This is a genomic window from Mycobacterium riyadhense (genome assembly GCF_963853645.1).
GTDB classification, from domain to species: domain Bacteria; phylum Actinomycetota; class Actinomycetes; order Mycobacteriales; family Mycobacteriaceae; genus Mycobacterium; species Mycobacterium riyadhense.
Genome location: NZ_OY970456.1, coordinates 1,704,769 through 1,718,727, shown reverse-complemented (window position 1 = coordinate 1,718,727; position 13,959 = coordinate 1,704,769). Strand labels below are relative to the sequence as shown.

General features: G+C 66.0%; 13 protein-coding genes. 3 read left to right on the top strand and 10 right to left on the bottom strand.

The genetic code is table 11. The annotated features are described in order from the left end of the window. The first annotated feature begins 61 nt into the window (after positions 1-61). Positions 62-760 (top strand): DUF899 domain-containing protein, encoded by a 699-nt coding sequence (locus AADZ78_RS07845; protein WP_085249296.1) that lies wholly within the window; start codon positions 62-64, stop codon positions 758-760. After that, positions 757-1,236, top strand: coding sequence for an SRPBCC family protein (locus tag AADZ78_RS07840; protein WP_085249297.1), 480 nt, complete (start codon positions 757-759; stop codon positions 1,234-1,236). Before AADZ78_RS07845 ends, AADZ78_RS07840 begins: the two co-directional genes overlap by 4 nt. On the opposite strand, the gene AADZ78_RS07835 is transcribed toward AADZ78_RS07840, so the two are convergent. Further along, a complete protein-coding gene (locus tag AADZ78_RS07835) occupies positions 1,233-1,970 on the bottom strand; it encodes an acyltransferase (RefSeq protein ID WP_085249298.1) in 738 nt (245 codons plus the stop codon). The genes AADZ78_RS07840 and AADZ78_RS07835 overlap by 4 nt on opposite strands. A gap of 152 nt (positions 1,971-2,122) precedes the next feature. Between AADZ78_RS07835 and AADZ78_RS07830 the strand changes: the two genes are divergently transcribed. After that, the gene (locus tag AADZ78_RS07830) at positions 2,123-3,424 is read left to right on the top strand and encodes a PQQ-binding-like beta-propeller repeat protein (protein ID WP_085249299.1); all 1,302 of its coding nucleotides are present in this window, start codon (positions 2,123-2,125) and stop codon (positions 3,422-3,424) included. A gap of 3 nt (positions 3,425-3,427) precedes the next feature. Here the strand turns inward: AADZ78_RS07830 and AADZ78_RS07825 are convergent, their stop codons facing one another. From AADZ78_RS07825 to ctaD, 9 genes are all read right to left on the bottom strand, one after another. Then, on the bottom strand, positions 3,428-4,111 hold the full coding sequence (locus AADZ78_RS07825) for an esterase (RefSeq protein ID WP_085249300.1): 684 nt from the start codon (positions 4,109-4,111) through the stop codon (positions 3,428-3,430). Between the two features lie 44 nt (positions 4,112-4,155). Continuing rightward, complete coding sequence (locus AADZ78_RS07820; protein WP_204805436.1) at positions 4,156-5,463, bottom strand: THUMP-like domain-containing protein; 1,308 nt, start codon at positions 5,461-5,463, stop codon at positions 4,156-4,158. Then, complete coding sequence (locus AADZ78_RS07815) at positions 5,397-6,380, bottom strand: class I SAM-dependent methyltransferase (protein WP_085249302.1); 984 nt, start codon at positions 6,378-6,380, stop codon at positions 5,397-5,399. Before AADZ78_RS07815 ends, AADZ78_RS07820 begins: the two co-directional genes overlap by 67 nt. A gap of 106 nt (positions 6,381-6,486) precedes the next feature. Next, positions 6,487-7,878, bottom strand: a complete 1,392-nt coding sequence (gene ltrA, locus AADZ78_RS07810) for a group II intron reverse transcriptase/maturase (RefSeq protein ID WP_239656769.1) — start codon at positions 7,876-7,878, stop codon at positions 6,487-6,489. Positions 7,879-8,376: 498 nt separating this feature from the next. Continuing rightward, the gene (locus AADZ78_RS07805; RefSeq protein ID WP_139828900.1) at positions 8,377-9,129 is read right to left on the bottom strand and encodes an enoyl-CoA hydratase; all 753 of its coding nucleotides are present in this window, start codon (positions 9,127-9,129) and stop codon (positions 8,377-8,379) included. Between the two features lie 8 nt (positions 9,130-9,137). After that, the gene (locus AADZ78_RS07800) at positions 9,138-9,968 is read right to left on the bottom strand and encodes an NUDIX hydrolase (RefSeq protein WP_085251960.1); all 831 of its coding nucleotides are present in this window, start codon (positions 9,966-9,968) and stop codon (positions 9,138-9,140) included. Then, a complete protein-coding gene (locus tag AADZ78_RS07795; RefSeq protein WP_139828904.1) occupies positions 9,965-10,825 on the bottom strand; it encodes an ABC transporter ATP-binding protein in 861 nt (286 codons plus the stop codon). Before AADZ78_RS07795 ends, AADZ78_RS07800 begins: the two co-directional genes overlap by 4 nt. Before the next feature lie 82 nt (positions 10,826-10,907). After that, positions 10,908-12,143, bottom strand: a complete 1,236-nt coding sequence (gene serB / locus AADZ78_RS07790) for a phosphoserine phosphatase SerB (protein ID WP_085251962.1) — start codon at positions 12,141-12,143, stop codon at positions 10,908-10,910. Positions 12,144-12,168: 25 nt separating this feature from the next. Next, positions 12,169-13,896 carry a cytochrome c oxidase subunit I gene (ctaD, locus tag AADZ78_RS07785; protein ID WP_085251997.1) on the bottom strand — a complete coding sequence of 576 codons (1,728 nt, stop codon included), beginning with the start codon at positions 13,894-13,896 and terminating at the stop codon, positions 12,169-12,171. Between the last annotated feature and the right edge of the window lie 63 nt (positions 13,897-13,959).

Below are 13,959 nucleotides of genomic sequence, written 5' to 3'. Positions count from 1 at the left end.
CGCAACCGGTCATACCGTTGAAATCGGAAACTCGATGGCTTCTAGAAAAGGGGTGGAGCCCATGTCCGTGAAAAGCACGGCCCTGCCGCCAATCGTCGACAACCAGACCTGGCGCGCCGCGCTCGAAGACCTGCGCAAGCGGGAAAAGTCCGCAACCCGCGAACTGGACGCGATCGCCGCCCAGCGCCGCCGGCTGCCGATGGTCGAGTTGCCCGACTACACCCTGATCGGAGCCGACGGGCCCGTCCGCCTGGTCGATGTGTTCGGCGGCCGCTCGCAACTCATCACCTACCACCACATGTGGTCGGACGGCGCGGAGTGGCAATGCGGCGGGTGCACGGGCTTCACGTCGCAGTTCACCAGGCTGGAGTTCCTCGACAATTACGACGCCCGCTTCGTCATCGTCACCAACGGGCCGATCGACGAGGCACTCGCCTATAAGCGCAAAGTCGGCAACCGGATGGAGTGGTACTCGTCGTCGGACAGCTCGTTCGGCGCCGACATGGACGCTCCGCCCGGCGGGGGTTTCGCGGTCAACGTGTTCCTGCGCGACGGTGACACGGTGTACCGGACGTGGCACACGAACGGGCGAGGCACCGAGCAGCTCAGCCACATCTTCGGGTTGATCGACATATTGCCGTGGGGTCGCCAGGAGGAATGGCTCGATTCGCCGGCCGGTTGGCCCTCACGACCGACCTACTCCGGTTGGCTGGACTCTCCCGATATCGCCCGCGCCTACGGACCCAGGGACAACGCATGACGACGAGCGTCGAACGTTACGTCGTCACCCGCGCCATCGCGGCTACCCCGGACGAGATTTTCGCGGTCCTGGCCGACCCGTCCCGCCACCAAAACACCGAGCCGGGCGACTGGGTCCGCGAGGCTGTTGACACCGCACCGATCACCGGCGCTGGGCAAATGTTCGCCATGAACATGTATCTCACCGAGGCCGGTGGCGACTACGTCACGTACAACCTCGTCAACGTGTTTGACAAACCCCGCGCCATCGGATGGATGCCGGGCGTGCTCGACGACGCAGGCAACCACGCTCCGGGCGGTTGGTCGTGGCGCTACGACCTGGCTCCGAGCGGGGACCACACAGACGTCACCCTCACCTATGACTGGAGCGCCACGCCGCAGGATTTCCGTGACCGGGTCGGCGGGATGCCCATGTTCGGTGCGGACTACCTCGCCGCGTCGCTGGTGACCTTGGAACGATCCGTCAGCGGCGCTTAGCGGGAGGCCTTCTTTCGTTCGATGTCGGCCAGGGCAGCCGCCAGTTCGGCGCGCTGTGCGGCCGAGGTTTCCCAGGACAACTGCCGATTCTTGATCACCTTGGCCGGCGCGCCAACCGCGATCGAATAATCCGGGATTACGCCGCGGACCACGGCGTGCGAGCCCAGGACACAGCCCCGTCCGATCGACGTGCCGCGCAGCACCGTCACCTTCACGCCAACCCAGGTGTCGGGTCCGATCCGCACCGGGCTCTTGACGATCCCCTGATCCTTGATTGGCAGCGTGATGTCGTCCATCCGGTGGTCGAAATCGCAGACATAGCACCAGTCGGCCATCAGCGCCGAGTCCCCGAGCTCAATGTCGAGATAGCAGTTGATGACGTTGTCGCGCCCCAGGACCACCTTGTCGCCGAACCGCAGCGAGCCCTCGTGCGCCCGGATCGTGTTCTTGTCCCCGATGTGCACCCAACGGCCGATCTCCAATTGCGCCAGTTCGGGTGTGCAGTGGATCTCGACACCCTTACCGAGGAACACCATGCCGCGGGTGATGATGTGCGGATTGGCGAGCTTGAACTTCAGCAGCCGCCAATAGCGCACCAGATACCAAGGCGTGTAGGCGCGATTGGCCAGTACCCACTTCAGGGACGCCAGCGTGAGGAACCTGGCCTGGCGTGGGTCCCGTAGCCGCGATCCACGCCAGCGGCGATGCAGCGGCGCACCCCACATGGACGTCATGGCCCGAAAGCCTAACCTGGCGACGATGCGCGCCGGGACGGCGGGCGGACAGCCTGGGCGAAGAGCCACGCGTTACCCTCACCTGTACTCGATCGCTGCTCATCGACGAACCCGCGACTGCAAAGGATCTAAAAACCCTGCGAAAGAATCAGGTGCTTGCCCGACGCCTGCTGGCGGCCGTTTTCGCAGCTGTGCTCGCGGTGACTCTCTGCGGTTGCGGCAACACCGACTCATGGGTTGACGCGGCACCCGCTCCGGGCTGGCCCGCACAATACGGTGATGCCGCCAACAGCAGCTACACCACGACCACCGGCGCCACCAAGCTCAAGCTGCAATGGACACGCTCGGTCAAGGGAACCCTGGCGGCCGGGCCGGCTCTGACTCCACGCGGTTATCTCGCACTCAACGCGCAGACCCCGGCCGGATGCTCGCTGATGGAGTGGGAGAACAACGACAGCGGCCGGCAGCGCTGGTGTGTCCGGCTGGTTCAGGGTGGGGGCTTCGCCGGTCCGCTGTTCGATGGCTTCGACAACCTCTACATCGGACAGCCGGGCGCGATCGTCGCATTCCCGGTCACCCAGTGGACCCGTTGGCGGCAGCCGGTCATCGGGATGCCCACCACGCCGCGGTTCCTGGGACACGGCCAACTGCTGGTAACCACCCACCTGGGACAGGTGCTGGTTTTCGACGCACACCGCGGCATGTCGGTCGGCACCGCGCTTGATCTGGTGGAGGGCGTCGATCCCAGAGATGCGACGCGCGGTTTGGCCGATTGCGCGCCGGCCCGACCGGGCTGCCCGGTCGCGGCGGCCCCCGCCTTTTCGGCGGCCAGCGAGACGGCGGTGATCGGGGTCTGGCAGCCCGGCGCTGCCGCCGCCGGGTTGGTGGGGTTGAAGTACCACCCGGGTCAGAGCCCGCTGCTGGTCCGCGAGTGGACCAGCGATGCCGTCACCGGCGGTGTCCTTGCCAGCCCGGTGCTGTCCGCCGACGGAAAGACCGTCTACGTCAATGGCCGCGACCAACGGCTGTGGGCGCTCAATGCCGCCGACGGGAAGGCGAAATGGTCTGTGCCACTTGACTTTCTGGCGCAGACGCCACCCACGGTCACCCATGCGGGCCTGATCGTCTCCGGCGGCGGACCCGACACCAGACTGACGGCGTTTCGCGACGCCGGTGACCACGCTGAACCGGCCTGGCGACGCGATGACGTCACTTCCCTGTCCACGTCGAGCCTGGCCGGCAATAACGTGGGCTACACGGTGATCAGCGGACCGCCCCACGAGGGCGGGCCCGGCTTGTCGCTGCTGGTCTTCGATCCGACCAACGGCCATACGCTGAACAGCTATCCACTACCGGCGGCCACCGGATATCCCGTCGGCGTGGCGGTAGGCACCGACCGCCGCGTGGTGGCCGCCACCAGCGACGGCCAGGTCTACAGCTTCGCGCCGGCCTAACAGCTAGATGGCAAGAGGCGGGATGGCGCTTCGCGGCACCTGAGCCTGGGTAGCTCCGACAAACGACGGCAACAACTCACCCTGAGCAAAATAGAAAATCAGCTGGTCGTTAGTGATGGCAAAGTTCTGGTAATTGGACGGGTCTCGACCGGCGCCAGGCGAAATCGCCGCCGCCAGCCCGGTCTGACGTCCCAGCTCGCGCTGCACGATCGGAAAGATGCTGTCTAGCGGGGCGGTGCCGGGCGCAAACAGGTTGTCGAAGGTGATCGGCTGCTTGGCGGCGAGGTTGTAATTGAAGGCCTTGTACCAGGTGGACGGATGTGCCCCACCGAGGTCCTGGAAGAACTTGAGCACCACGCTGCGGGTGTTGTGCGGTGGCTGCCCAGCGCTGTGTTGTTCCGTCGTTGCTTCCATCTGATAGGGCTGGTCGCGCCGCCCGGACCCCTGCGCGACGTTGACGAACCCGTCGCGGTTTTGCGTGATGTAGTCGGTCAGTGCCTGTTGGTCGGGGTAGTCGACGGGAAATCTCATGTTCAGCATGTACGTGGCACCGGAGGCGTGCAGGTAGCACATTTGCGATGCCTCGATGGTGCCGCCCAGGCTGGCGCACGACGGCGGCGCGGCGGCTGCCGGACAACCCACCAGGACCGCAGGAGCCAGCACTGCGGCCGCTATGAAATAACGCATATGTCGAATTGTCCTCGCAAACCAAGAAGGCGGGTGACACCGAGTCAGTTGCATTGGTAATCGCCGTCAGCGTACCTGGGCGTTACTGCGAGGGATCTGCAAAGGAATGCCGTCGCCCGACTGGTTGCACCTGAGCCGATGCGGGCAATGACCACCGACAGCGGTCGGCTACCTCGCAACCGCAGCCTCCGGCGCAATACATCGGGATCAACTCCGACGCCGCGGACCAGGATCTCCAGCGCACCGCAGTCCAGACGTATCAGGGCCTGCCGCAGCCGCCGCTCGTCGAACGCCAGCTGCTCGAGCACTTCAAAGCCGCGCTCCCCCTGCGGTAGTCGGTCACCCGATAGAAAGGCGATATCGGGATCCAGTTGCCACAGCCCGTGCCGGGCACCGTAGTGGCGTACCAGGCCGGCCCGGACGATGGCGCCGTCGGGATCGACGATCCATCGCCCGGCGGGCCGCACCGGGCAGTCGTCGGGCTCCGCTGAGGTGATCTGAGTGACCTGGCCCCTGTGATCGAGAACGCTGGCACGTCGGCGCACACCCGGTCCGGCCAATCCCGCCGACCATAAACACGCCTCCCGGACCGCACCGCGGTATGACGTCACCTCGATCTCGCCGTCGAAGCCGAGACGGCCTACCTGATCGAAATCTATTCCGGGAGAACACTTTACAACCAGATCACGGCGACGGTAGGTGTCCAGCAGCGGGCCCAGGCCGGGCTGGTAGTCGGCCGGATTGAAGCGTCGCCGCCCACTGCTGCGACGCGCCGGATCGACGACAACGGCGGCGTCACGGGTGACCGGATGCAGGGCGTCGGCACGGCACAGGTCGACTCGTCCATCGGGGAGGCCCAGGTTGTGCCGCGCCATCTGCAGCCGCACGGGATCGATGTCACTGCCCACAACCCGAGAAGCCGTCGAGCGCAGCGCCGCCAATTCGGTGCCGATAGAACAGGTCACGTCATGGACGACAAGACCGGCGAGTCGCCTCGCCCGGTGCAGGGCCACCGACGCCACGGTGGCTTGCTGCAGCGCCTCGTCGGTGAACAGCCAATCCGAGATGTCGTCCAGACCGGCCAGCTTGTCTGCGGCGCGGCGCCGCAGCAGCGTCGTCTCCACCAGGACCGCCGCCCGCGCGCCGAATCGGGCGCGCACCGCGGCCGTATCGGCGACCCGGGTGGCGTCGGTCAGCGGTAGCTCAGCGACCTCCCGAAGCGCCGCGGCGCCCGATTCCGACCGCAGATAATCGACGTCGTCGAGGCTGAAGGTGAGGCCGACGCTCAGGAGGGTTTGACCCCGGTGACCATCACGTTGTAGAACCAGCCCTTCGGGGCTAAGTGACGCCAGACGTTGGCGTCCACCCAGCTCAGCGCCTTCCAGCCGGTGAAGGCGAACCGCGCCCAGCCCCAGCCCAGTCGTCCAGGCGGCACCGCACATTCAAACGTGCGCATCGGCCAGCCGAACATGGCGGCGGTGAACTCCTCGGTGACGGTCTCGACCTGCGCCGCGCCCGCGTTGGTCGCCATCCGCTCCAGATCCTCAGGTGTGAACGTATGCAGGTCGACGAGTGCCTCCAGCGCCGCGGCGCGCGAGGACTCGTCGAGCTCGGCCTGCGGGCGCCGCCAACCGCCCAAGCCGGGCAGTTTGGTGACGTTGGTGACGACCCGCCAGGTCAGCGTGGACAACGTGCGGGCGTATCCGTCGCCGACGTTGGTCGGCTCGCCCGCGAACACGAACCGGCCGCCCGGCTTGAGCACCCGGATCACCTCCCGCAGCGACAGCTCCACGTCGGGAATGTGATGCAGCACCGCATGCCCTACCACCAGGTCGAAGGTGTCGTCGTCATACGGGATGCCTTCGGCGTCGGCCACCCGGCCGTCGATGTCGAGCCCCAGCGACGTTCCGTTCCGGGTAGCCACCCTGACCATGCCGGGCGAGAGGTCGGTGACCGAGCCACGGCGCGCCACCCCGGCCTGGATCAGGTTGAGCAGGAAGAAGCCGGTGCCGCAGCCCAGTTCCAGGGCGCGGTCGTAGGGCAGTTCCCGGATGACCTCGTCGGGCACTACCGCATCGAAACGGCCGCGGGCATAGTCGACACAGCGCTGGTCATACGAGATCGACCACTTCTCGTCGTAGCTCTCGGCTTCCCAGTCGTGGTAGAGCACCTGGGCGAGTTTGCTGTCGTGTCGCGCGGCTGCCACCTGCTCCGCGGTGGCATGCGGGTTGGGAACCGCGTCAGCGGGGATTTCGGTACTCCTCGTCATTGGTAGTCGGGGGCGCAGTGCTCGGTGAGCCTGTTTCCCCTTCCCCCTTTCAATCCGTGCGTGCGGTTTTCCCGCACACGGCTTTCCGATGATCGTCTTGGCATGGTTACGCAGCCTTCGGGTAGCGGATGGTGCCACGCAGGCGATGCAGGCCATGATCGTTGAACCACTGTTCCGTCCACTGATCGGCCTGGCCGGGGCGCAGGTTGCGTCCCCGCTTCTTGATCAGAAGCCGTTTCAGACGCCATGCGACATGCCGGTCGATCTGGCGGAACTTCTTGGCGGCATTTCCGGTGCGAAAGTAGTTGCCCCAGCCGCGCAGGATCGGATTCAATTCCTCGATGAGGACGCCGATATCTGTCCCGGCGCGGTTGCGGCCGGTGCGGTGCCGCACCTTGTCCCGCAGCCGGGCCATGGCCCGCTGGGACGGCCAGCGGTGCAGGTAGTAGCGCACGATGCGCTTCTGTTCCCACAACCGCCCCGACATGCGGGCTCGGAAGTGACAGCCCAGAAAATCCAGGCCCTCACGACCCTCCCGCAGGTCGACCACCTTCGTCTTGTCCGGATGCAGCCGCAACCCCAATGACGCCAGGATTTCTCCCACCGCCACCAGAGCGTGCTCGGCTTGCGCCTTGGAGCGGCACAGCACCACACCGTCATCGGCGTAGCGCACCAACTCACCCACATTCCTGCGGGCAAGTTCGGTGTCGAGCACGTGCAGGTAAATGTTGGCCAACAGCGGCGAGATCACCCCGCCCTGCGGAGTGCCCGCGACCGTCCGCTCATGCACCCCTTCGACCATCACCCCTGCCTGCAGCCACAGCCGCAGCAGTTTGAGCACCCGCCGATCCGAGACCCGCCTACCCACCAGCTCCAATAGGCGTTCGTGGTCGATCTCGCCGAAGAAGTTCGCGATATCGAACTCGACCACGAACTGGTAGCCCTCGATGAACCCACGGCGCAGCCGCTCTTTGGCCATCACCGCCGACCGCTTCGGCCGAAACCCATACGAGCACGACACAAAGTCCGCCTCGAAAATCGGTTCCAGCACGATCTTGACCGCAGCCTGAACTACCCGGTCTCGCACCGTGGGAATCCCCAACGGCCGCTTACCACCCTGTGGTTTCGGAATCTCCACACGCCGCGCCGGCGCGGGACGATACCGACCTGTGCGGAGGTCGTGGCGCAACTCACGCAACATGCGGTCCACGCCGTAATCCTCCACCTCGGCCACGGTGATCCGATCCACCCCGGCCGCGCCCTTGTTCTTGCACACGCGAAACCACGCCTCCCACAGGACGTCACCCCTGTAGACACGGTCGAACAGGGCGTGGAAACGCCGACCCGAAGACTGCTTGGCTGCAGCCCATAGCGCGTGTTGCAGTTGTCGTACTTTCACCCCCGACGGGCACAACGGCTCGTCATCGGCTACGGCAAGCCGAGGCTTGCCGGGGGAATTGGACCGAGCAGGCCCGGTCATGCCCTCGTACTTACCCACTTCGCGCGCATGATCAAAGTCGGGGCCCTTCCCTCCTGGCGTGTCTCTCACGCCCATCAGCGGTACTACGACCCCGTCGGACTCCCGCTGCGCTCCAAGGGCTTTCACCATCGGCTTATACCCTTGGTCTCTTGCCCGACGTAGGCGTGCCAGACGGGTCTCTCCTGTTCCGAACCAGACTGTGTGCACGTGCCGCTCCCCATACCCCGGAAGGACCCGCCGAGCGCACCCCGGAACCGACTCGGACGGACATGGCCTTCGCCGTGACATGAGCGGCTCGGCTCCTCCGTTGTGACTGTGACGAGGCTGCAGGACTCGCACCTGATGGCACTACGGCCCGCGCACTTGCTCCCTCCAAAGAGGCTCTTGACACCCCGCTTAGCCCGCCAGATCTCTCCGACGAACCGGGGCCTGCTACCCGGCGCTCCGGCACCTACCGGGACGGGACTTCCACCCGCAAGCCTGATCCAGCTTCCAGGACACACCATGCAGGGCAGCCTAACCGTCGTTCGCAGCTGTCCTGTCGCCAGCTCGGAACACTTCGACGTACCGGCGCCGCTCGGCCGCGAGCCGCTCGTCCGGCGCGAGGTCGGACACCTCGTTGATCCCGGCCTTGGCGGCGGCCAGCGCGTGCGACGGGCCGTCCAGAAAACGCCGCGCCCACTCCGCGGCGGCGTCGTAGACGTCGTCGGGGGCCACCATCTCGTCGATCAGACCCAGCGCCAAGGCCTCCTCGGCGTCGAAAAAGCGCCCGCTGAAGACCAGTTCCTTGGCCTTGCTCGCTCCCGCCGCACGGGTCAGCCGGGCCATTCCCCCACCACCCGGGATGAGGCCGGCCAGGATCTCGGTCGCGCCGAATTTCACGTTGTCGCCGCTGATTCGCCAGTCGGCCGCCAACGCCAGGGTGAGGCCGGCCCCCAGCGCGTATCCGGTGATGGCGGCCACGGTCGGTTTCGGGATCGCCGCAACTGCGTCGACGGCCTCCTGCCGTACCCGGGCCGCGATCTCTGCCTCCGCGGCATTCAGCATCCGCAGCTCGGGCATATCGTCGCCGGTGGAAAAGATCTCGTGACCGCCGAACAAGATCACCGCGGCGACGTCGTCGCGACGCCCCAATTCGGCGGCCGCGACCACGATTTCGCGGTAGACCTGACGGGTCATCGCGTTGGTGGGCGGTCGCGACAACAGCAACATCGCCAGGCCGGCGTCCTGCGTGCCGTCGCTGACCACGACGCTGACAAACTCGCTCACCGAGCCCGTCATAGCGGCCAACCGGTGGATCCGCCCGATATCCGAGCCTGGTTGTAGCGGTCGGAGTCGAAGAACTCGATTTCCCAGTTCTCGCCCTTTTGCGCCAGATGTGGCTGGACCGGGACGATTTGGCGCTCCACGGCCAGCACCTCGGCGACGGTGTGGCCGGCCAGCGCGTCCAGCTGCGTCCAGGTTGGGGGCAGCAGGAAGTTGCGCCCGGCCGCGAAGTCGTCGATGGCGTGCTGCGGCAATATCCAGTCGGCACGGTCGGATTCGGTGTTCTCGCCGTCGGCCCGCTGACCTTGCGGCAGCGCTCCCACAAAGAAGTAGGTGTCGTAGCGGCGGGTCAGCTCGGCTTCCGGGGTAACCCAGTTGGCCCACGGCCGTAGCAGATCGGATCGCAGCACCAGACTTTCGTGTCGCAAGAAGTCGGCGAAGGACAGTGAACGGTCCGCGAGCGCAGCGCGGGCGTCGCCGTATACCGAGGCGTCGCGGATAATACTGTTCGGATCGTTCGCCGGGCCGGCAAACAGCACCCCCGACTCCTCGAAGGTCTCACGGGCCGCGGCGCAGACCAACGCCTCGGCCAGGTCGGGTTCGATGCCGAAACGCTGCGCCCACCACAGCGGCGACGGGCCGGCCCAGGCCCCCAGCCGCGCTAAGTCGGCATTGCGGTCGCGCTCGTCGACACCGCCACCGGGAAACACCATCACCCCAGCGGCGAAGTCCATTGCCGAGTGTCGGCGCATCAAAAAAACCGACAGGCCATCCGGAGTGTCGCGGACCAGCATGACGGTCGCGGCCGGCCGGGGCGTCAGGGGCTCGCGGGGAGCACTCATACCTGCCTCCGATGGGCCGCGCGGGTGCGCACCCGCCGGGCGAAATACCGCCCGTCGACGACATCCAGCGCGATCGACTGGCCGAACGCGGCGGACAGATTTTCGGCGGTCAGCACATCGGGCAGCAAACCCGCCGCAACCACCCGCGCCTCCGACAACAGCATGCAGTGGCTAAAGCCCGGCGGAACCTCCTCGACGTGGTGGGTAACCAGCACCAGCGCGGGTGCGTCGGGATCGGCGGCAAGATCGCCCAGCCGCGCCACCAATTCCTCTCGTCCACCCAGATCCAGGCCCGCGGCGGGTTCGTCGAGCAGCAGCAGCTCTGGATCGGTCATCAAGGCACGCGCGATCAGCACCCGTTTGCGCTCACCTTCGGACAACGTCCCGTAGGTGCGATCGGCCAGGTGCTCGGCGCCAAGGCTTTCCAGCATGTCGATCGCCCGGCGGTAGTCGACGTCCTCGTAGCGCTCCCGCCATCGGCCCAGCACCGCATAGCCGGCCGAGACGACGAGGTCGCGGACCACTTCATCGCTGGGCACGCGTTGCGCCAAGGCTGAGGAACTCAACCCGATGCGGGCCCGCAGCTCGGAGACGTCCACCCGGCCCAGCCGTTCACCGAGCACGAAGGCGACGCCCGACGACGGGTGCTCGGTCGCCGCCGCGATACGCAGCAGCGTGGTCTTGCCGGCCCCGTTGGGGCCGATGATGACCCACCGTTCGTCGAGTTCGACGGCCCAATCCAGCGGGCCTACCAGAACCTGCCCGTTGCGGCGCAGCGACACGTTTCTGAAGTCGATCAACAGGTCGGGTTCGGCTTCGGTGGGGCCGGTTTCGAGCACCCGACCATCGTGCCGTATGCCCCGCGAGCAGACGCAAAAGCCCCCATTTTCGGCACGAAAATGGGGCTTTTGCGTCTGCTCGCGCAACCTACTCAGCCGACTAGTCGGCCGGGATTTCGACCCGGCGCAGCGTGCCGTCGGCCGCGTCGGCGGCCTCGATCTCCCCGCGCGTCACACCCAACAGGAACAGCACGGTGTCCAGGTACGGATGACTCAACGACGCGTCGGCGACCTCACGCAGTGCCGGCTTGGCGTTGAACGCAATTCCCAGTCCGGCGGCGGTCAGCATGTCGATGTCGTTGGCGCCGTCGCCCACGGCGACGGTCTGCTCCATCGGCACCCCGTACTGGTCGGCGAAAGCGCGTAGCGCCTTGGCTTTGCCCGGCCGGTCAACGATCGTTCCGACGACCCGGCCGGTCAATATGCCATCAACAATCTCGAGCTCGTTGGAAGCGACGAAGTCCAGCATCAGCTCCCGCGCGAGCGGTTCGATGATCCGCCGGAAGCCGCCGGAGACCACACCGCAGCGAAAACCCAAGCGCCGCAACGTGCGTATCGTGGTCCGGGCGCCGGGCATCAGCTCGAGCTGGGCGGCGACGTCGTCGATTACCGTCGCGGGCAGCCCCGCCAGGGTGGCAACACGGCGCTCCAGCGACTCCGCGAAATCCAGCTCACCGCGCATCGCGGCCTCGGTGATCGCCGCAACTGCTCCCTGGGCACCCGCCCGGGCCGCGAGCATCTCGATGACCTCGCCCTGGACCAGAGTGGAATCGACGTCGAACACGATGAGCCGCTTGGTGCGCCAGGCCAAGCTGTAGTCCTCGACGGCAACATCGACGTGCTCGTCGACGGCCACCTTGGTCAGAGCGGTCTGCAATAACCCGTCGACTCCGGGCGGCACCGAGACCCGTAACTCGAGACCGGTGACCGGATAGTCGGAGATCCCGCGGATGAAGTCGATGTTGACGCCCAGCTCGGCGACCTCCCGCGCCACCGCCCCGAAGGCGCGGGCGGTAATCGGTCGCCCCAGCACGAAAATGGTGTGCGTTGACGGGTCCCGGATGATCGGCAGATCGCTGCTCCGCTCGATCGTGACGTCGAGCCCCTTACCGTGGATCGCGGCCTCCACGTCGCCGCGTAATGCGGTGCTGTCGGCGACCTCCAGCGCGCAAGACACCAGCACACCGAGTGTGAGCCGGCCCCGGATCACCACCTGCTCGACGTTGAGAAGCTCGACTCCGTGCCGTGACAGCACCTCAAACAGCGCCGACGTGACGCCTGGCTGGTCTATGCCGGTGACCGTGATGAGCACCGATACCTTGGGCGACGTGTTCACCCGGGACTACCGCCCGTGAAAACCATCAGGCGTGAACGCTGACGTCGTCGTCCTTCGGGGCGTGGGCCCGCCCGACATGGGCTTCGGCGCGAAGCCGTTCGACCATATGCGGATAGTGCAGCTCGAACGCCGGACGCTCCGAGCGGATGCGCGGCAACTCGGTGAAGTTGTGCCGCGGCGGTGGGCAGCTGGTCGCCCACTCGAGCGAATTGCCGTAGCCCCAGGGGTCGTCGACGGTAACCACCTCGCCGTAGCGCCAACTCTTGAAGACGTTCCACACGAATGGGAACATCGACGCGCCCAGGATGAACGCCCCGATCGTGGATACGACGTTGAGCGCCTGGAAGCCGTCGGTCGGCAGGTAGTCGGCGTAGCGACGCGGCATGCCTTCGTCGCCCAACCAGTGCTGCACCAAGAACGTGGTGTGAAAACCGATGAACGTCAACCAGAAGTGCAGCTTGCCCAGCCGCTCGTCGAGCAGCCGGCCGGTCATCTTCGGGAACCAGAAGTAAATGCCCGCGAAGGTGGAGAACACAATGGTGCCGAACAGCACGTAGTGGAAATGGGCGACGACGAAGTAGCTGTCGGTGACGTGGAAGTCCAGCGGCGGGCTGGCCAGCAGCACACCGGTCAGACCGCCCAACAGGAAGGTGACCGCGAAGCCGACCGAGAACAGCATCGGCGTCTCAAAAGTCAACTGGCCCTTCCACATAGTGCCGACCCAGTTGAAGAACTTGATCCCGGTCGGCACCGCGATCAGATACGTCATAAACGAAAAGAACGGCAGCAGCACGGCACCCGTGGCGAACATGTGGTGCGCCCACACCGCTACCGACAACGCGGCGATCGACAGCGTCGCGTAGACCAGCGTGGTGTAGCCGAAGATCGGCTTGCGGGAGAACACCGGGAAAATCTCCGAGACGATCCCGAAGAACGGCAGGGCGATGATGTAGACCTCGGGGTGTCCGAAGAACCAGAACAGGTGCTGCCACAACAGCACTCCGCCGTTGGCGGAGTCGTAGATGTGGGCACCGAGGTGGCGATCGGCGGCCAGTCCGAACAGCGCGGCGGTCAGCAGCGGGAACGCGATCAGCACCAGAATGGACGTCACCAGGATGTTCCAGGTGAAAATGGGCATCCGGAACATCGTCATCCCGGGTGCGCGCATGCAGACCACGGTGGTGATCATGTTGACCGCGCCGAGGATGGTCCCCAAACCCGCGACGATCAGGCCCATGATCCACAGGTCGCCGCCGGCGCCCGGGGAGTGGATGGCGTCGGTCAACGGGGTGTAGGCGGTCCAGCCGAAGTCGGCGGCCCCGCCCGGGGTGATGAAACCGGCAATCCCCATCGTGGCGCCGAATACGAACAGCCAGAACGAGAATGCGTTCAGTCGCGGGAACGCCACGTCGGGAGCGCCGATCTGCAGTGGCAGCACCAGGTTGGCGAAGCCGAACACGATCGGCGTGGCGTAGAACAGCAGCATGATCGTGCCGTGCATGGTGAACAGCTGGTTGAACTGCTCATTGGACAAGAACTGCAGGCCAGGCGCGGCCAGCTCGGTGCGCATCAGCAGCGCCAGCAGCCCGCCAATGAAGAAGAAAATGAAGCAGGCGACGCAGTACATGATGCCGATCAGCTTGTGATCGGTGGTCGTGATCAGCTTGTAGACGAGGTTGCCTTTGGGACCGGTCCGAGCCGGGTACGGACGAACGGCCTCGAGTTCTCCCAACGGGGGCGCTTCGGCTGTCAACGCACTCCTCCAAACATCCATCCCGGACCGGGCGGCACTGCCCATTAATGATGAGGATCTTAG